The sequence below is a fragment of the Xanthomonas sp. 10-10 genome (assembly GCF_040182365.1).
GTDB classification, from domain to species: Bacteria; Pseudomonadota; Gammaproteobacteria; order Xanthomonadales; family Xanthomonadaceae; genus Xanthomonas; species Xanthomonas arboricola_F.
In genome coordinates this window covers 1,500,024-1,517,359 of record NZ_CP144460.1, presented here as the reverse complement: position 1 = coordinate 1,517,359, position 17,336 = coordinate 1,500,024, and the positions used below count along the sequence as shown (strand labels likewise).

Below are 17,336 nucleotides of genomic sequence, written 5' to 3'. Positions count from 1 at the left end.
CGCGCATCCATGACTGATGGCCTATCAGCAAGCGAACGCAACGGACGACTAACGCCGCGCCGCTATACTGCAGCCCCCCGCTGATCTACCGCCCCATGTCCAACGTCCTGTCGCTGCGCACGGCAAAAGAGCGCGAAGAACTGCTGCTGGAAGAGGTGCTGGACGCCACCGAGCAGTGCATCGACGTCATCGGCCTGGGCGCCACCAGCTTCGAGCTGATCGCCGAGCGCGCCAAGGTCAGCTGCGGCAGCCTGCTGCAACGTTTCGAAGACAAGGACGCGCTGGTGCGCGCATTGCTGGAGCGCAACTACATGCGCGCCATCCGCCAGATGTGGCTGGTGGAACGCCCGGCCAACGTGCACGTGGTGGATTTCATCGCCGGCCTGCTCGAAGAATGGCTGCTGCAGGAAATCAACATCAAGCGCACCCGCATCGACCTGGAACTGCACCTGGCCACCCTGCGCGACCCGGTGCTGGCCGCCTTCATGCGCCGACAGAGCGCATCGCTGATCGAACACCTCAGCGCCCTGCTCAAGCGCCTGCTCCGCGGCCACGCCGACCCGGCCAGCAGCGAACAGGAATTCCAGGCCCGCGTCTTCGCCGTCGCCGCCATGTGCGGCGGCCTGCACAGCGTGATGACCAGCGGAATGGAACTCAACCGCATGCATCTGCAGCTGATCCTGCGCGAGAGTTTGTCGGGGATTTTGAAGTCTGCGCCGGTGTAGGAGCGCTACTTCTTTCCGCCTGATTCTTCCAGACTCGCCGGCCACTGCACTTGCTTCAGCGCATGGGTCATCTGATCGGCAAGTAGCTCCAGACAAAACGCCAACTCGTCCATGCAGATGGCTGGCTGCCGCGCCTGCTCTTCGGCCTGCGTGCGTGGCTGCGCCAGACGCGCCAGAAAGCGCATGTGGTCGCGCAGTTGCTGCAAACGGTATTGCGCGCCTTCTGGCAGGTAGTAGCCCGGATGTGACTGCGCATCGCGTACAACGTCCGACATGGCCTGCTCCTCATTCCATGGAATCAGCCCGCCCGCCGCAAGGCGATGGACGGGAAGTCGGGAGGCTCGAAACCGCGTGTAGCCGGCGGGCGTATTCCCCTTGCGGGTGTTGTATTAGCCGCCCTCCCGACGCAGGCATCACGTCGGTTGCACCCCTAAACAAGCAGGCACAAAAAACCCACCGGTTTGTCGGAGGTGGGTACCGCTACACGTGGAGTTTCGAGGCTCCGTACGGAAAGATTGCTATCGGCATCCTGAGCTGTCAAGTAAAACCAAAGATCTTATTCGCACACCTCAAATCGCAGGTAATCCAAAAGCCGCCTTGACTCGTTGATCTCATCATGGGGGACGAGCAGATACTTCCAAGACTTGCCTCCGACTCCTGCCGTGTAAGTGGTTGCGCTTCTGCACCAGCGCATGGCGGCAGCGGCCTTGGCCTGAACCTCCTGCGTGTTGATGTCTGCGCGCGCCTTCGTCTCAACCATGAAAATGATCGCGTCCGTCTCGGCGACGAAGTCGGGGATGTACTCCGGCTGCTCGGTGCCAAGCTTGTAATATATCCGGAATTGCCCCTTCGCAGGCTTGAACCACTTCAGTGCATCGCGCTCCAAGATGATAGCGAATCGACGCTCAGTGTCCGAATCGAACTTCTGCAGCGGGTACAAACAACGCGTAAAGCCTCCGAAGAGCATCTGCTTGATGCGACTAGTCTCAGTCACGGTCTCCCGGAAGTTGTGGGCCGTTTGGCCTGCCGTAGCGGTGTAGTTGCACGACTTGAGCTCAGTGAAGCCGCGACTGACGTGCACCTCGTATTCCGCCGCCTCTTCCCAGAAGTGAGCCATCATCTGCGCGTGGATTTCCCGTGCGATCAGGCGGCGGTCACGATCAAGGACGCTGATGGCCTCGTCATCGGACAGATAACCGCGCAAGTGCTGCACCATCTGCGCTGCGAGGTCGTAGAGCAAATCTGCGTGCGTGAAATAGTCGATGTCGTCGAAGTCCACCAGTGCGTGGACAATGTAGTCCTCAGGGCGCTGCTCCTTGATCCCAACTTCGGCGGCCAGGGTGTCCTGTTCGTTGGTGCGCAGATTATGGATGACGATCTCGCGCTGACCAGGCTGGAGATGGAGCTGACTCACGTCCAGCTTGAAGGCGTAAAAGCCTGTCGTAACTTCGCCAGCCGGCACCACAGCGATTCGCGGGATGTCGATAGTCTGCTGCACCACGATCTCCGTTGTCTTCGCCACCACGGCAGACAAGTCAAGAACCGGGACTGATTCATCCAGACCCGCCAACAGTTCACCTTGCAGCGACTTCAGCCGCTCCGACACCTCCGCGAGAATCTCCTTCTGCACTTCAGGTTTCAGCAGCGCGCTGCTAGTGGGCACCAGATCGCGCTTGACCTCGTACTTGGTGATGATGTCCATGACCATACGCGCGGCCTGCTTCTCCGCCTTCGTGGTGAACACCGGTTTGGGCGCGGGGACTTGCGCTCCACTGTCCATGGCTGAAGCCCCTGTGATCACTACTGGCTCTTCCGTCAAACCGAGACGCGCTGCTACCCCGGATTCGACCTGCACACTGACCTTCTTGTCGTCGGCGCTCGGTGCATCGAGGATGACCTGCCTCAGGCGAATTGGCGAATCGCCGCGGTTGGCCTCGTCGATGACCTCCTGGAACTTGTCGTGCGCGACGATATTCAAGCGATCCACCGCTGCTACGCCTGTGCGTTTGCCATAGGGCAGTCGAAGGCCACGCCCGATTGACTGTTCGATCAGCGTGCGGGCATTGGCGGCACGCAACGGCACGATGGTGTAAAGGTTGGTCACGTCCCAACCTTCCTTGAGCATGTTGACGTGAATCACGATCTCGGTTGGCTCGTCCACGCTCTCCACGGCCAGCAGGCGCGTGATCATCTCTTCTTCTTCCGCGCCGGTACGGCTGGAATCGACCTGAATCACCTTGCCCTGGTAGCGACCTTCATAAAAGGATTCCGACTCCAGAAGCGCCAGGAGTTGCCCTGCGTGCGTGGTATCGCGAGCAATGACGAGCATGAAAGGCTTAACTAGCTTGACGCTATTCTCGCGAGCGTAGGTGAGCAGCTCGACTTTGGTCGTCTCGTGCAGGCGCACACCATCCTCCAGCTTGGTCTTCTCGATCTCCTCGTGCGTATGCGCCTTGGCATCGAAGTTGCGTTGGGTGACCACGGCAGGCTCCTTGACGAAGCCATCCTCCATCGCACGCGCCAGGGGGTAGTCCATCACCACATTCTTAAACGGCACCGGCCCTTTGCTGGATTCCACGAATGGCGTCGCCGTCACCTCCAGACCAAACAGTGGCCTCAGCTCATTGATGGCACGCACACCCGCACTGGCGCGGTAGCGATGCGATTCGTCCATAAGCAGCACTAGGTCAGGCAGGTTCGCAAGATGGTTGAAGTAGCTGTCGCCAAGCACTTCCTTCATCCGCTTGATGCGCGGCTCCTTACCGCCGCGTACCTCAGAGTTAATTTTGGAGATGTTGAAGATGTTGATGCGCACATCGTGAGCGAAGCCCTGTGGCTGATCATCTACCGCCGCGCCGGTCTGGTCGTAGTTGTCACCGGTGATAATCAGCGGCGGTTGCTGCGCGAACTCGGCAATCCCCTTGAACACGTACTTCGGCGTGTTGCGTGTGAAGTCCGTAATGAGTTTGTTGTAGATCGTCAGGTTGGGCGCGAGTACAAAGAAGTTGTTGATGCCGTGGGCCAGATGCAGGTACGCGATGAAGGCTCCCATCAGGCGCGTCTTGCCCACGCCTGTTGCCAGCGCAAAGCACAGTGACGGAAACTCGCGCTCGAAATCCTCAAGCGTGCTGAACTCCGCCTTTAACGTGGAAAGAATCGCCGGGACATCTCGCTCGTGGCCCAAGAGTTCGGGCGCGGCGTCGAGTGCGCCAACTAGCTTAGTGAGCGAATCTGCTTGAGGCGGACGAAGGGACAGGCGACCGGTGACTGCGTGCAGGATGCGAGCGTTCATTATTTTTTTTCCCCGAATAGGCCGCCTTGTCCCGCGTTGACGAGGGCCGATTTTCTGCTCTTAGTGCTCTTGGCGCTATTGCCAAGTGCCGCAGGCTCAGCTTTCTCAATCTCTGCCATTGGCAGGTTAGCCACATTCAGGCTGTAGTCGTCATGGCCCCAGTGGCAGCGGGTAAGCACCATCTTCGGAATCTTCTTCAACGTCAGAGTCGGCCAGCGCTCGGCCGCTTTGGCCGCTGTGACTCCGTGGAAAGCGGCGCAGCACACCAGCAGGCTGCGCTCTGGGCCGACTTCGTCAGACAGGGCTTGCAACTGCTGAGCGGACAGGTTCTGCGTAGTGACATAGATGAAATCGCGCTCGCTGGAGTGGCCCTGCTGCCACCAATACGTTTCCGACGGGGCGTAGGCAAAGCCTTCCAGCTTGGCCAGCGCCTCGGCCAGTTGCGCCGCGTTGTATTCCGGATTGATGACTTTGTTGCCCCAGCGGTCGTCGATGATCAAACTGGGGGCAAGGCGGTGATAGCGGAAGCCGCCGCCACCCTGCCAAGCCGTGCTTTCCGTGACACCGCCCTTGTCCTCGCCATCAATCACCTTTTTGAGGCGCGGGATGATGTGAGTGTGGCAGTGCTCGCCCAGTTCCACCATGATCCAGCGGCGGCCCATCTTGTGCGCAACCGCGCCGCTGGTGCCGGAACCAGCGAAGGAATCAAGAATGAGGTCACCCGGGTTAGTGGCGATCTCCAGAACTCTCCTTATTAGGCGTTCGGGTTTTGGTGTGGCGAATGGCTCAATGTCTGGCAAGAGCTTCCGCAAATGATCGCGACGAGCTTCCTGGTTGGAGCCAACTTCCTCAGCAGGCCACCAAGTCTTGGGAACGACTCCTTCTTGAATGTCAGTGAGATACTTTTTGATGACTGGTAGTCGATTCCCGTCCTTGCCAAAATAAACGCGGCCCTCCGCGAGGGCGATTTCGAATGTCGCGCGACTGAAGCGCCAGAAATTGCCACTTGGAGGTGTAACTACCCGACCTGAAGGCAGCGTAATGGGATACAGCAAACTTTCGCCGCCGCTCTTGGCGGTGCCGTCTGCGCCCTGCCGCCACGGTCCGCGAGGGTCGTTGTCAGGATTCTGATATCGTTTGAGCTGATCCTCGGACCGATCAAGCATATTGCGAGTCTTTCGCCAGACACCCCGATTGCGCGCAAACAGCAAAACGTAGTCGTGCGACGAAGACACATCAGTATCGTTCTTACGGCCGCTATCTTTCTCCCATACCATTGACGCAACGAAGTTTGATCGCCCAAAAATCTCGTCGCACAGCACCTTGAGGTAGTGCGCTTCGTTGTCGTCAATCGTGATCCAAAGCGAGCCGTCCTCCGATAGCAGGCGCCTGATGATCTCCAGCCGGTCACGCATTAGCCCGAGCCAAATGGAGTGCTCAAGTCCATCGTCGTAATGAGTGAATGCGCTCCCGGTGTTGTACGGCGGGTCGATGAAGACGCACTTCACCTGACCGGTGAACTCGTTCTCAAGGGCCTTCAGTGCCAGCAGGTTGTCCCCGAAAATCAACCGATTTTCAAAAATGTCGCTGTTGGAAACGCGATGCTTGGCGTGATATGACTTATCTGGATCTTCGAGCAGGATTCGCGGCTCCAGCTTAGGCCGCTTCTCCTTCCCGATCCAAGTAAGTTCTAGTTTTTGTTTGTTCATGACATCGCTCTCATAGTTGTAGCGCGCGGCTCGACAAGTAGTCGATCAGGCGCTTGCGCGGATACGCGTCCGCTGCATTCTGAATATTGCGTAGTGGCGCTATGGCCGGATCGGCACCCAACGCAAAGTGTGTTTCCATGAGGTCGGCCAGGAAGGCCGCGACATTGCCCTGGTTTCGGAAATAAGCCAGCGGCCCCTCGAGATTGAGCCATTGCTGGCCGAGGTCGAAACTCTGCTGTCGGAGTTGATCGAGCGGCTGGCTGATCAGGGCCGGAATCGTCGCCGGGTCAATAACCACTGCTGCGCTAATGCAGTTGCGCAGGCGTTTGATCATGACTGTCGTTATGACGTGAATGCCGTGCCGATAGATCAGGCGCTCCTGACTACGCACTGGGGCATTCTGCTCGTAGTCCACTACTAGGGTGCGAATCTCGCGGTGGCACAGGACTGCATTGACTAAGGACGCACCCGGCAGGGTAGCGGTGAACAGCCCCTGGTATTCGACAGAGTCGGGGTTGGCGAGCCGCGCCGGTTCGGTCTTGAGCCAAACAGCGTAGCGTGGGTCGTTCTGTTGCGAGGCCAGCGCCCGCAGCGCCTCATCGAGCGTGATGGCGTTGGCGCCGGTTGCGAGGGCCTCGGGACGATAGTGGTAATCGAAGCCTAGGTGGGCGATCTCCTGCCGTAGCCGTTCCTGGTTCTCGTCAAGCGACGCGAAGTTCGCGGTTTGAACAGGATTCTGGTGGTTGCGAGCCTTGGTAACGCTCTTCCCAAACTGGCCGTCTGCCGATGCCTTGATCAAAGTAAGCATCACCTTGGCGTCATCAATGCTCCTGCCCGGATGCTGGTGCACGAACTCGGCAGCCGACGCCACGGTCTGTGCGCCGTTGATGATGGACAGGCCCCGCACCTTGAACTTCTTGGTGCCGTTCTTGTTGGCCTTCGGTTCGATCAGGTCGCAGACCGCAGTGACACCGTTATTCAAATAGAAGAAGTCCGCGGGACAGTCATGCAAGGTCGATTTGATGGCCTTGTTGACATCGGATTTGCTGCTACCGAGAAAGTAGCGGATGTTGCGCTCGTACAGGGCTTTGCCGTGCGTCTGATGCAGGATCACCAAATCCGCTAGCCGCGCGATGCCGTAATACGTTGTCCGCGGTACCTCGACTTTCGCATGCTTCTGCAACGTGACATCTGCATGCACGGGTTGATAGGCCTGCTCCGCCAGCAGGTCGCGGGTAATCTCGGCTGCAGTGTAGTACTCCACCTGCTTGACCAGTCGCTCCTCATCGAAGTCTTCGTCGTCAAGCAGCGCCTGCAAAGCATCGCGCGCCGTTTGCGACACACCATCGCCGGTGTAAGGCACGACCAGCTTGATGTGGCAGCACGCATCGAGCGCGCCCTCGATATCGGCCTTCCGATTCTGGACATTGCCGTTGAACGCGGCGAAGTCCTGTTTGAGCAATAAGCGAATACCCTCGCAAAAGGGCAATGCGTCCTCCTGTTTGAACTGATCGGATTCCTTCAGCTTGGTTTGCAACAGGTATAGCGTCTCCGACGGCGAGTGATAGTGGATCGCATCGATACCTTTGTCGTTGAAGTCGTCAACGACCGAAGCGGCAGCCGCCTGCGGCGTAATGTCGAGCAACTTGTGAAGGACGAAGGCGCTGAAGGCGCGCGAAAGCTGCTTTGCCGCCTCATCCGTGGGCTTGGCCTTGCCGAGTAACGGGGGCAGGAACGGCACGAAGCGGGCAGCGAGCACCTGCTTCAGGATGGTCATGTAGTGAGGATTGAGCGCCGCCATATCAATGGTATTTCCCGTACCGGTTCTCAAACGCGGGTTTCGTACCTTCCAGTATGGTCACGACGACTTCGTTCAACCTCGTGTTCTCAATGGCTCCCGATTCATAGCTGATGGTGGAGTCTAATGCCCGGTCGAACTTCGCATGGATGATCTGCTCTGCATCGCAAACAACCGCCAAGTTAGGATTGTGCGTGACCATGATGATCTGCCGCTGCTTTTTGGCTTCGGAGAGAACGGGCACTAGCAGACGGAACACAGTCTCATTGTCGAGATTCTCTTCCGGCTGATCGAGAATGATGGGGTTCTTCCCGTTGTCAACCAGCAAGTAGAAGATCAGCAAGAGCGCGCCACGTTGGCCAGGGGATAGCTGCTCGATCTGCGTATCCTGGAAGAGCAGCGAGTAGCGAGGCTCAAGGAAGTTCAAGCCAAAGATCAGGTCATAGACGGCGGAGGCCAACTGCCCCTTCTTCAGCACGCTGAATATTCCGGCGTCTGAACCGGCGGCCTTCGCTGCCGCTAAGACCTTCTCTTGCAAAGAAGCAATGAAGGCTATCGCCCCATCTTTGGTGTTCAGTTCATGGCCATCGAACAACCCTCTAACGGTCGCCAGCGCTTCGTCCTGCCCGCGAAAATCGCCCGAGGTCTGCTTGATCAGAGCAAACAATTGGTCAGCGATAGCATCGGCGGATGCCGCCAGCGTTGCCTGGAACTGAAGTCGGTAGTCCTCGCGTATCAGGACATTCTTTTGAATCAAGTTCTGCACTGGCTTGAAAAGCTCCGCGCGCGCGCGCCGCTGTGCATCGAGCGTGTCGAAGATCTCCCCGGACAACTGCAAACGCCTCGCTTCCAAATCCTTGAACTGCTGCGGAAGCTCCTTGATCTGCTCAATCCTGGTTTCCAATCCGACCTTGGTCTCAGGCTCGGTGATTGAGCCGACGAGTTCGTCGCGCTTCGCGTTCCATTCTTCAAGCTGGCGCTGGTAGGCCTCATATTGCTGTTGCGGTGCGTTCAACTTGGCGGTAAAACCTTGCTGGGTGGCGGTGACAGCATCGAGGCCTTCCGCCAGCTTTTCAGCCTCGGTCTTTATCTGGCCTTGCTTCGTCACCAACTCAGTCGATTTCTCGTCCAGGATGGCCGTCTTGATGTCGATGGCAGCAAGATCGGACCAAGCGAAGCCGAGAAATTTGAGATCGTCGGAGACGACCTTTTCGGCTTGATCAAAAGAACGTTGCAGCAATCTCAACTGCTCGCGAATATTCCCTATGGCCTTCTGACGTTTGGCGATTTCCGTAGTCTCGCCAGCGATCTCCTGGCTGCGCTTTCTAGCGGCCTCCACCTGTTGATTTGCTACCGCCAAGCCTTCAGCCGCTTGCTTTTGCTCGAGGCTCATTGCTTCGGTAGGTGCCGCGACCTCCGCAGGCTTCAGCTTGTCGTGTTCCTCGATCTGCTTGCCTTTCAGCAGGAGCAGATCGGTGAGTTTCTTCAGCTCAATGGGTTGAAGCTGCTCCTCAATGCGAACGATGGATGCATTGGTCGATGCCAGTTCCTTACGGTATTCGCCCAATCGGTTCCTGAGCGACTGCTCCTGCTGCTCGGTCAACTGATCGAAGTCGAGCGCGCCAAGCCTCATTTCTTCGCTCGCATGGGAGAAGATCACTGACCTCAGTTCCTTCTCAAATGCGTTCGACTTACCCGATACGTGTTCATTGCAAAGCTCTTCGAAATAGCCCTGCGGGATGTAGCGAACAAGCTCGGCCTTCTCCTCCGAAGGCGACTCGTTCAACGGCCTGGACTCGGTGCTTTCGTCTCGCCAGGTCAGCGTTCCGGTGAAGTGGCGTGCTGGTTCCCCGGTCTTGCCCCAGAAGCGATCCTTCTTCAAGAAGCTGAAGTGCTTGGACTGCTTGGAGTTGCCGAGCGTCGCGATGACATCCGCCAAAGCGCTCTTGCCGCTTCCCTTGTTCCCAATGACGGCGACAAGATCCAGGTTCAGCGGGATGTCGCAGCCGTGCAACCACCGCCCGACGCCGGCCTTGTCCCCTATTTTGCTGACCTCGATAGACTCGATGTAGAAGGTCTTGTTGGACTCGACTTCTTGAACCTTGGGCGGCTTGTCACCAATGAAGGAGCGTTTTCCCGGCTCAAGAATGGCTTGCTTGAGACCATGGAACGTTGGGTCAGCCTTAATCCACGTTTTCTTGCCAGACGGAAAGTCGCCGTAGCCCCGCTTGTCTTCATTTCCGGCTGCGCCAACAAAGCAATGAGCATCGCTGCCAGCCACTACGAGCCTGGGGATACCCTTCAACCCATGCTTGAAATTGTCGATCCAAGCATGGTTGGTCGATGTTTTCTCACACAAGAAAGCTGTTCTCAGCTCCAGATTCCTGGATTCGAAGATGGGTGACGATTCAAATAGTCCGATGAAGTAGGAGTAGTGCTGTTCCCACTTCACCTCAATAAGCCCGTCACTAGTGTCGTAGGGCATGAACCCAATCGCGAACTCGTTCGGAACGCTTGCAATCGCGCGTTTGTAGCTCTCTGTCTTTACTTCAGCCAACTTGTAGCCAGCCAACAGCGCATCAGCGTAGTCGCTCTCGACAATTTCCCTCTTATGTCCCTTCTTCGCCAGCATATCGGCGGCAGTCGAGCGAGCGAGATCAACAAGTGCGTCCTTGGATACGGAACGATCAAGGCGCTCGATCTTGAGATTGGAAAGAAAATCCTTCAGATGTTGATCGGCGATTTCGTCTGAGAATATGACGTGCGCGTTCAGCCGCTTTTCGGTTGGCGCTGACAGTCGCAACTCAATCCCGGGAAAAACCTTTTTTGTGAGCTTTGGCGCGTCCCCTTCAGAGAGTCGTTGCTTCAGCGCGAACCAGCCGTCAAATGTCCAGTAGTCCATAATTGCGAACACAGCAGGTTCTGCCTTGTTCATGGCTTCGATCATTTCATCGACCAGCTTCTTGCTCACCGCAGAGGATAGGTCGCTTTCGAACCTCTCTCCCGACCAATGGAACGAAGCGGGCGTATGGACGTGCAGGTCCCACTGCCTCCAAACTGCGCCCCGGGAAAGCTCTCGTTTTGTCATCATTTCAGTTCCCACTCAATGGTGAAAAGCATGTGCTCCTCCACTTGCTGCTGAAGCTGCAGTTCCAACTGATTGATGAGATCGTCGCGCTGAGCTTCTACTTCGTCCTGTCGGGAGAAAAGATCGCGGCGCAGCTTACCTCGCTTGCCTTCAAGTTCTCGCTGTCTCCTCTGCCACGACAGCTTTTCTTCCAATGTCGGCGCGATGGCGGCCGTGCTGCGCACATCCTTGATTTGCCGGTCAATTTCTTTGATTTCCTGCTCAAGGCCCAGCTTCAGGTCATCCGCCCACGCATCTAGTTTTTGTACTTCCTGCTCAAAGTAGCCGAGATTGCGCTGATTGATCTCCCGCAGCAACTCGGCTTTACGGATCTCAACGCTGGACCAGAGCGCAGAGTCCGCCTCGCTGTTGAACAGACTGGCTGTCTGCGTGATTGCGGGAAGGCGCAGCAGTTTCTCTGGGTCGTCTTCCGCTAGCAGGACGCCGTCGGTCGTGCCCGCAGCAACCAACAGATGTTGCTCCTGGTTGCCGAGTGCCTCGACCGAGATAAGCTTCACAGTGAGCCATCCAGCCTTGCCGCGATACGCTTCAAGGGTGCTGATCTTTGAACCGTAAGCGTTGTAGTCGAAGACGAGACGAGCCCCTTCCAGTGCCCGCACCTTGGCCTGCTCGATAGCCCAGCGCGCCAGCGGATGACTAATGCGGTATAGGTGCGCATCGCCGGAGCGGCGGGGCAATTCGTAGCGACCCAGCTCGATGTCTGCGAGGTAGCTGTGCTCGATTCCAGTCGGTACTTGTCGGAGATCGAAGCCGTCGTCATCGAACGCGGCGCAATGGACCAGCTCGGCACGGGTCACGTCCATCAGCATCCGCTCGTAACGGTTACGCGCGTCGCTACTATCGTCGGCCCGCATGCGCAGCTTCTCCTGCACCTCTTCATCAAAGTTCTCAAGCAAGACCTGGCGCGTCTTCACCATCGCCTCGTTGATCTCGCCGGAGAGGTCGAGCTGGAGTTGCTCGAAGCTAGACTTAATTTCATCGGGTTCTCGGCAGTTCTGGTAGATCTCAGCAATGCGCCGCTCGAAATCAATGCCCGAACCGATGGCACCTAACACTTCGTCGCTGGCGCCAAACACGCCCTCAAAAAGCTGGAATTTCTGCGCCAGCAATTCGTAGACGCGCTTATCTGCCTCGTTGGTGAGATCGACGAAGTTCACAACCACCACATCGAACTTCTGCCCGTAACGATGACACCGACCAATGCGTTGTTCGATACGCTGCGGATTCCAGGGCAGGTCATAGTTTATGACGAGCGAGCAAAACTGGAGGTTGATGCCCTCAGCTCCAGCCTCGGTGGCAATCATGACCTTGCCGCGCTCTCTGAAGTGTTCTACCAGGGCCGCGCGGGTGTCGGCAGTCTTGGAGCCGGTGATGCGATCAGTACCTTCGTGGCGCTTCAGCCAGTCCTTGAAGATCGCCTGCGCACGCTGGTCGTTATTGGTGCCATTGAACAGCACGATATCGTCGCCGTATGGCGTGTGAGCCAGCAAGCTGAGGAGGTATCCCTGCGTGCGCTTGGACTCGGTGAAGATGATGGCCTTCCGGGACGCGCCCAGCCGATCCAGTTCAGCGAAAGCGCGATCCAGCGCGATGAGCAGCGCCTTGCCCTTGGCGTTGTCGCGGATGTTGGTTGCCAGCGCCTTGAAGTGGCGGAGCTCTTCGATTTCCTGCGCGATGGCATTCCGCTCTGAGCCGTTCGATACCGTAGAAGTGGATTCTTGGACGCTCCACTCATCAGCCGTTTCGTCCAGCGATTCGTAGTCCTCGTCCAGTTCTTCGGCCAAATCAGGATGCTCGGCAGTCTCTTCCAGCACTCCCTGAAGCCGCTTGGCCATCGTCTCCAATGCGCCTGCGATCGCGTGCGAACTAGACGCGAGCAACTTCCATAGCACCAGTGAAATCAGCTGGCGCTGTCCCTCAGGCATGGCCTTCAGATTAGGGCGACGCAAGTAATCAGCGACGAGTCTGGACAGTTCTTTCTCTTCGCTTGACGGCGTGAACTCCTGGATGATGGCCTTGCGCGCCGTATACGACACATAAGGCTGAATCTGTTTGCGCAGAGTGCGCTTGCAGATGGGAGCCAGTCGGTCACGCAGACCATTAAAGGCCTGTTCCCGGCCAGTAAATTGCGAGCGAAAGCTGTCGAGGTCTCCGAACACGCGGTCATCAATGAAGCTGACCAGCCCATAGAGTTCGAGCAATGAGTTCTGCAATGGGGTAGCGGTCAGAAGCACCTTGGAGTGAACTTGCGACAACGCCTCCTTGAGGGCCTTTGCAATGACGTTGCTGGTCTTGTAGACGTTACGCAGGCGATGCGCTTCGTCGAGGACGACCAAGTCCCAGTCAATACTCTTGACATCGTCAGCTTTGGACTTGGCGAACTGGTAGGAACAAATGACAGGACCAGAGGCAAACAGAAATGGGCTCTGTCGATCCTGCTTGCGGATCGCGTTGTAGCTCTTGGCTTCGAGAATCAATCCTTGCAGGCCGAACTTGTCCTGTAACTCCTGGTGCCACTGCTTGCGCAGGTTGGCCGGGACAACAATGAGAATCTTACGGCGTCGCTCAGCCCAACGCTGCGAGATGACCAACCCGGCTTCAATGGTCTTACCAAGCCCCACTTCGTCAGCGAGGAGCACACCGCGCGAAAGGGGATTACGGCAAGCGAAAAGCGCGGCATCAACCTGATGTGGATTGAGATCAACCTGCGAGTCAACCAGCGTTGAGGCTAGTGATTCCACGGAGTCGCCCGCTGCACGACGCGTAAGTAGCCATGCAAAATACTTGGATTGGTGAGGCGTAAGATTATGTTCCAAGCAAACTCATCCATTCAATTTGGCAACTTATGATGTGCATTTCCCTCGCAACCTTTTAGAGCACAGAACAACGAGCACACACGCTAGCAGCTGCGGCGCCTGCTGATATTGGCCATCTACTGCCCCTGTGGCACGACGTTGGCGCTAACGCCGTGCTTAATGATAGTCGTCTTCACGCTGATGCCTGACTGCCAAAACGGTGACGACCTGATCGCTTTCCACCTCAAACAGCAGTACATAACCGCTGGCACCGAAGCCGATCACCAGCTCGCGCAAGAACGGGTCCGCCAGCCCCGCCTTGCGGCAGCTCAACGGGGCCAGTTCAAGCACGGTGACGCCATCGCGGATGGCCTGCAGCGCGCGCTCGGCCACGGTGAAGTCGCCTTCGGCACGCTGTAGCAGCCAGTCGTAAAGGCGCGCGAGATCCTCGCGCGCCTGCTGAGTGAAGCGGACAGAAAATCCCACGCTGGCTTAGCCCTTGCGCGCCTGGTCCAGTTGGGACTGCAGCCCGGCCAGCACATCCTTCGCGTCGATGTACCGGTTGGATGCCTTCGCACTTTCACGCGAAGCCAGCCCACGGGCAATGAAGGCTTCCTGCTGCTGCCTCTGCTGCACCTGGGCACGCACGGAGTGCTCGACGAAGCTGGAAAGCGTCTCACCCTCCTGCAACACGGCCTCGGCCGCTTCGCGCAGCGCCGGGTCTACCCGGAGCGATGGAAGAGATGCGGATTTCATGGCGGACCCAGTGCGTTGCAATTGCGATGCATCATCGCAATCGGACGCCGGTGCTTCAAGGTTTTCTTTGCAGACCTAAGCCGACGATGTCGAAGCTACGCTGATGCAATGGTGCGTAGGCGCTGAAGCACGACGCTTGCGCGCTCCGGTTCGGCGACCAATCCCGGAAACGCGTTCACAAACGCCGGGTTATCCACTAGCTCCTCAAACACGTCGGCAACCCAATGCCGAAGATCTGCATGCTCCACGGCAAGCTCTTCCAGCAGCTCGGCCCGGCCATCGACGACATTGAGGACGTCCTCCAGGTCGTGACTGGAAAGGAAGTCACTGTTGCCTCGGGTAACGAAGGCTTCGAGTTTGGTCGCCACGAATGCTGTCGCTGTCACCAAGCGGATGGACAGGCGATCGCTCAAAGCCACCACTTGGGCCGTCTCTACAGCATGGGCGTACCAGCGATTGGAGAAGCCAAGCACGCCGGCATCCACCGGCATCAGGTCGAAGAGGACGCCCGACGCTTGGTGTACCCAGCGGCAGACGACGCCGCTCTGCATCTCGCGCGCAAAGCCCTGCGACTCCACACGCGCCTCGATACCGCGGAACCGGGACCAATCAAGATTGACCACCGCATCGACGTCATAGGTGGCGCGGACGTTTTCCGCCAATGGATCCGACACCAGCAGGCCAACGACTGCCCCGCCAAGGAAGACTATGTGTTCGCAAAGCTCGCCCAGTGCATCCGCAATCACAAGCAGATGCGGCAAGTTAGGATCGTTAGAGCGCATCGCCAAGCCTCAGCAATTGTTTGAGATAGCTTGCTGCCAGCGTGCGCTCGCGGGCACGCCCGCTGCGTAGCGCGTCCTGCAGCGCCAGCAGTTGGTGCAAGGCAGGGTCGGCCATCGCAGCGTTGGGCACACCGGTCGACAACGGCGACAAGCTGGGGCCTTTGGCCGTGCCCTGCGCGCTTGGCCATACCGGTGCATCCCCTGGGGAGCTGGAAATGGCAATGGACAGTGGGGGCACACCGAAGGCCGTAGGAATGCCACGCCTTAGCGGCCCGATGACGGCAGGAAAGGCATAGCGCACGCCGTGGACCGCAAATTCATGCAGCGCTGTGCGCACCGTCTCCCACTCGCCGCGACTTTTTTCCAGCGCCAAGCCGGACGCCACCGCGCGCTTGACGCTGCGATGCACCTGAGAAGGGCTCATGCCCAGCGCTTCTCCAAGGGATGCATACGTCCAGACCTGGCCCGCCTGCGCGACCTGCTTGTACAGCACCACCAGATCCTGGGGCTTCAGTTCCACAGCCAAGCCCGCCTCATTCCATATTCCGGAATATGGAATATCCATCGAGCGACTGATTTTTGCAAGCGGGCGTTTTCGAAAGCGAACCCCGAGCCTTGATCTACAGTCAGGCAGTGGAAACGGACGACCTCACCCAATACTTCGCGGCTTGACCGCCTCTTCCTGTACTACCCCTCTCTCCTGCGCCTGACTCTGCGCTTGCGCCAACGTACGCGCGTCGAGCTCTTGCAGCTTTGCCAGCGATTGCTCCACCGGCGTAGTGACGGCCACGTCGGTGGGCATGCTGGCGCGCAGATGGGCCGGGTTGCTGGGTTCGCCCTGTACCACGAACACGGTGGAACCGGCTGCTGCACGCGGAGTTTGGTTGCTCAGCATTACGTGGTCGATGCGTTCGAGCCCGTGCTCCTTTGCCAGGTGGGCCAGGCTGGCGCTCATCCGCTCGCTGTGCGCATCGCTGGCGCGGCCCATGCTGGCGTCCAACCGGCCAACCAAGGTGCTGGCCTGTGCGTGCAACGGATGAGGCGCGGGTTGGGCGTCTTCTGCGTCTGCCTGTCGTGGCCTCCCAGGCACAGGCGCTGCAGGCCCGCCGTTCTGCCGCTGTGGCTGGGCCGGCGGATGCTCCCGCTCCTCCTGCCCTGGCTGTACCCCTTCACGCCCTCGCCCTTGGTCCTGATGCTGCTCCCGCACCGGCCCGGGTGTAGTGCTGGTCAGCACGTATTGCCAACGTGTCTGCTCCGGGTTGCCCTGAACCGCATTCAAAAATGCGTCGTAGTCGTCCGCGTGGATCGTCTGGCAACCGGCTGAATCCGTACTGCCACGTGATCCGCGATGGATCTTGAACGTGTCGTTGAGATCCTGCGTGCCGTTGACATCGGTCTGGTCGAACCAGCCATCGGCGTTGCTGTCCCGCTGCACCATGCCGCGCCCTGCAGCGACTGCGGCCTGGGTCGGCCTCAGTGCATTGTCCATGGTCCCGGCCAGCAAGGGATTGGGATGCTGCGCACGCTGCATTTCGATCGTGCCTTCGTGCAGACGTCCAAGGTCACGCACACCATCAGCATTGACATCGTCGCCTTCGATCTTGCGGGGCCGCGTAATGCTTTCAAATCCTGGAGATGGATCGAATCTCCGGTTCTCGCGGCCGCCTTCGCCCAGCGGCCTGGCTCCCGTATTGCCGGCATGGTGGTCGTATTGCGCGGTAGGCTCGGTATTGGCGCGATTGGACTCAACCACATGCGCGGTGCCGTCCGCATCCTTCCAAAGAACGACCAGACGATCGTTGTAGACGCCGCTACCGCCACGCGACTCGTCGCGCGCAGTGGCCGGGTTATCTGCCCGCCGTTGGGTGGGATGGGCCGAATCCTCCATGGCGTCGAGCGTGGAGTTCTCTTGACGTAGCCCAAGGATCACCCGTTGCCCTGGCGTTGCCAGCGCTTGATCCGCTGCCGCGTTGCCACGGATTTGCGCGATGCTTGCGTAAACGTCGTACTTTTGGCCGTTGGCGAGTGCGGCCATTTCATCCTCGGACGGAAACCGCGGCGCAGTAGTTTGGATGCCTTGCAACCGTTGTAGCGCTGCGGCAACGCCCGGTGCTTGCGAGAGCTCCGCGCCTGCGGCGATACCGCGCTCGGCCTGGATGCCAACATAGCGATCCAGGCTTTCTTGTACGACCTCTGGCTGCCCTTGGCGGTGCCGTTCCAGCAAAGCAACCGCCTCTGCGGGACGGTCGGCATTGAACAACGCAGCTACCTCGTCTGCACGCGCTTTGATGCTGATCTCTATGACCCTTGCCATCTGTGCTCTCCCTGCAT

Annotated in this window: 12 protein-coding genes; 1 reads left to right on the top strand and 11 read right to left on the bottom strand. The window is 58.5% G+C overall.

What is annotated here, in order from left to right; translation table 11 throughout:
• Positions 1-95: 95 nt before the first annotated feature.
• Positions 96-725, top strand: coding sequence for a TetR/AcrR family transcriptional regulator (locus tag VZ068_RS06505; RefSeq protein WP_349657199.1), 630 nt, complete (start codon positions 96-98; stop codon positions 723-725).
• A 5-nt stretch (positions 726-730) separates the two neighbouring features.
• Here the strand turns inward: VZ068_RS06505 and VZ068_RS06500 are convergent, their stop codons facing one another.
• From VZ068_RS06500 to VZ068_RS06450, 11 genes are all read right to left on the bottom strand, one after another.
• Complete coding sequence (locus VZ068_RS06500; RefSeq protein WP_033836303.1) at positions 731-1,000, bottom strand: hypothetical protein; 270 nt, start codon at positions 998-1,000, stop codon at positions 731-733.
• Positions 1,001-1,281: 281 nt separating this feature from the next.
• Positions 1,282-4,017: a DEAD/DEAH box helicase family protein gene (locus VZ068_RS06495; protein WP_349657198.1), complete on the bottom strand. Its 2,736-nt coding sequence runs from the start codon at positions 4,015-4,017 to the stop codon at positions 1,282-1,284.
• Complete coding sequence (locus VZ068_RS06490) at positions 4,017-5,726, bottom strand: site-specific DNA-methyltransferase (RefSeq protein ID WP_349657197.1); 1,710 nt, start codon at positions 5,724-5,726, stop codon at positions 4,017-4,019. The genes VZ068_RS06495 and VZ068_RS06490 overlap by 1 nt, the downstream gene beginning before the upstream one ends.
• 10 nt (positions 5,727-5,736) lie before the next feature.
• On the bottom strand, positions 5,737-7,503 hold the full coding sequence (locus tag VZ068_RS06485) for an AIPR family protein (RefSeq protein ID WP_349657196.1): 1,767 nt from the start codon (positions 7,501-7,503) through the stop codon (positions 5,737-5,739).
• A 25-nt stretch (positions 7,504-7,528) separates the two neighbouring features.
• A complete protein-coding gene (locus VZ068_RS06480; RefSeq protein WP_349657195.1) occupies positions 7,529-10,615 on the bottom strand; it encodes a TrlF family AAA-like ATPase in 3,087 nt (1,028 codons plus the stop codon).
• A complete protein-coding gene (locus VZ068_RS06475) occupies positions 10,612-13,413 on the bottom strand; it encodes an SNF2-related protein (RefSeq protein WP_349657194.1) in 2,802 nt (933 codons plus the stop codon). Before VZ068_RS06475 ends, VZ068_RS06480 begins: the two co-directional genes overlap by 4 nt.
• 231 nt (positions 13,414-13,644) lie before the next feature.
• A complete protein-coding gene (locus VZ068_RS06470; protein WP_229018607.1) occupies positions 13,645-13,953 on the bottom strand; it encodes a type II toxin-antitoxin system RelE/ParE family toxin in 309 nt (102 codons plus the stop codon).
• Positions 13,954-13,959: 6 nt separating this feature from the next.
• A complete protein-coding gene (locus tag VZ068_RS06465) occupies positions 13,960-14,223 on the bottom strand; it encodes a YlcI/YnfO family protein (protein WP_349657193.1) in 264 nt (87 codons plus the stop codon).
• Positions 14,224-14,318: 95 nt separating this feature from the next.
• A complete protein-coding gene (locus VZ068_RS06460; RefSeq protein ID WP_349657192.1) occupies positions 14,319-15,005 on the bottom strand; it encodes a hypothetical protein in 687 nt (228 codons plus the stop codon).
• The gene (locus tag VZ068_RS06455) at positions 14,995-15,570 is read right to left on the bottom strand and encodes a MarR family transcriptional regulator (protein WP_349657191.1); all 576 of its coding nucleotides are present in this window, start codon (positions 15,568-15,570) and stop codon (positions 14,995-14,997) included. The genes VZ068_RS06460 and VZ068_RS06455 overlap by 11 nt, the downstream gene beginning before the upstream one ends.
• Before the next feature lie 84 nt (positions 15,571-15,654).
• The gene (locus VZ068_RS06450) at positions 15,655-17,319 is read right to left on the bottom strand and encodes an XVIPCD domain-containing protein (RefSeq protein ID WP_349657190.1); all 1,665 of its coding nucleotides are present in this window, start codon (positions 17,317-17,319) and stop codon (positions 15,655-15,657) included.
• Positions 17,320-17,336: the final 17 nt, after the last annotated feature.

Bases quoted from the DNA above. Each gene is read 5' to 3' on its own strand.
- VZ068_RS06505 (WP_349657199.1), top strand. From the start codon at position 96: ATGTCCAACGTCCTGTCGCTGCGCACGGCAAAAGAGCGCGAAGAACTG.
- VZ068_RS06500 (WP_033836303.1), bottom strand. From the start codon at position 1,000: ATGTCGGACGTTGTACGCGATGCGCAGTCACATCCGGGCTACTACCTG.
- VZ068_RS06495 (WP_349657198.1), bottom strand. From the start codon at position 4,017: ATGAACGCTCGCATCCTGCACGCAGTCACCGGTCGCCTGTCCCTTCGT.
- VZ068_RS06490 (WP_349657197.1), bottom strand. From the start codon at position 5,726: ATGAACAAACAAAAACTAGAACTTACTTGGATCGGGAAGGAGAAGCGG.
- VZ068_RS06485 (WP_349657196.1), bottom strand. From the start codon at position 7,503: ATGACCATCCTGAAGCAGGTGCTCGCTGCCCGCTTCGTGCCGTTCCTG.
- VZ068_RS06480 (WP_349657195.1), bottom strand. From the start codon at position 10,615: ATGATGACAAAACGAGAGCTTTCCCGGGGCGCAGTTTGGAGGCAGTGG.
- VZ068_RS06465 (WP_349657193.1), bottom strand. From the start codon at position 14,223: ATGAAATCCGCATCTCTTCCATCGCTCCGGGTAGACCCGGCGCTGCGC.
- VZ068_RS06460 (WP_349657192.1), bottom strand. From the start codon at position 15,005: ATGCGCTCTAACGATCCTAACTTGCCGCATCTGCTTGTGATTGCGGAT.
- VZ068_RS06455 (WP_349657191.1), bottom strand. From the start codon at position 15,570: ATGGATATTCCATATTCCGGAATATGGAATGAGGCGGGCTTGGCTGTG.
- VZ068_RS06450 (WP_349657190.1), bottom strand. From the start codon at position 17,319: ATGGCAAGGGTCATAGAGATCAGCATCAAAGCGCGTGCAGACGAGGTA.